This is a genomic window from Acinetobacter sp. YH12058 (assembly GCF_013419805.1).
Lineage (GTDB): Bacteria > Pseudomonadota > Gammaproteobacteria > Pseudomonadales > Moraxellaceae > Acinetobacter > Acinetobacter towneri.
In genome coordinates this window covers 1-1,069 of record NZ_VOZL01000067.1, presented here as the reverse complement: position 1 = coordinate 1,069, position 1,069 = coordinate 1, and the positions used below count along the sequence as shown (strand labels likewise).

Here is a 1,069-nt window from a genome sequence, read left to right as displayed (position 1 = left end):
AAACATCGTTCGATTGCTGGTTTTTTAGCAGGCGTATTTTCTTCACTATGTGCGTATCAACTTTGCCAAAAGAATAAGCCTAAAATTCATGTGATTAAATCTTTGGCTTATCCGTAACTGGGGTTATATAAATTTACCATGTATTATTAAAAGTAATGGGTATATATGGGAGCAAGCTTCATTATATTTTCAAGGATTACTAATAGATGAGTGTGCCAGTTACGATACGGTTAAAGGAATAGCATACGATTTATTAGATTATTGCAAATTTCTAGAATCTTCTAAATTAAAATTATTATATTTACCTGAGGAAAAGTCAGAAAGAGTAACATATAGATATCATGCAACACTAATTGATAGGATTAATAAAAGAATAATATCTGCTAGTAGTGCAAGTAATAGGATAAATAGGATATTCAAATTTTATGACTACTGCTTTGAAAATAGTATTTTTGAACAGAAAGAATTGAAAAAAAGAACTAGAAAAATAATTTATAAAAAAATAAGGACCTCAGGAGAGAGAGCAGGGGTGATTGAACATACTATTAAGAGTTCAGATCTAGCAATAAAGTTTTCACAAGCACAAGATAGTTATGATGAAATATTAGATGGTGGTAGATTACATCCACTAAATCACGAAGAGCAACTTATATTTAGAGATTACTTATTTAAATATGGTCGAAGAAATTTTCAATTAATATGCGCATTAGGTATTCATACTGGGGCTAGATTACAAACGATATGTACATTAAGAGTAAAGGATATAAAAAATTTACTAGTTAATTCAATACCAAGAAAATATGACGATACATATGCTTTAACTGTTGGTGGTAATAGTGGTATAGATACTAAGAATAATAAAAAATTAAAACTATATATCCCAAAATGGTTGGTCGAAGAGATTTATGATTACACAAATACAGTCGATTGGAAGAATAGAGCTAAGCTGTCATTAAAAAGTAAACATGTATTCTTTTCCGAATTGGTTTGATACTCTCTCCACCCATTGCTCTATTTTATCAGCTGTCATGACTTGAAAATCTCGCCAATAATATTTCATCTGCTTCCA

General features: G+C 29.8%; 1 protein-coding gene and 2 pseudogenes. 2 read left to right on the top strand and 1 reads right to left on the bottom strand.

The window, feature by feature from the left end; translation table 11 throughout:
- Window positions 1-117: pseudogene (locus FTU09_RS13740) on the top strand (IS982 family transposase); the annotation flags it as partial.
- 349 nt (window positions 118-466) lie between these two features.
- Window positions 467-991, top strand: a complete 525-nt coding sequence (locus FTU09_RS13735) for a hypothetical protein (RefSeq protein ID WP_180080604.1) — start codon at window positions 467-469, stop codon at window positions 989-991.
- On the opposite strand, the pseudogene FTU09_RS13730 reads toward FTU09_RS13735, so the two are convergent.
- Window positions 953-1,069 (bottom strand): annotated as a pseudogene (locus tag FTU09_RS13730) (transposase); the annotation flags it as partial. The gene FTU09_RS13735 and the pseudogene FTU09_RS13730 sit on opposite strands and share 39 nt — an antisense overlap.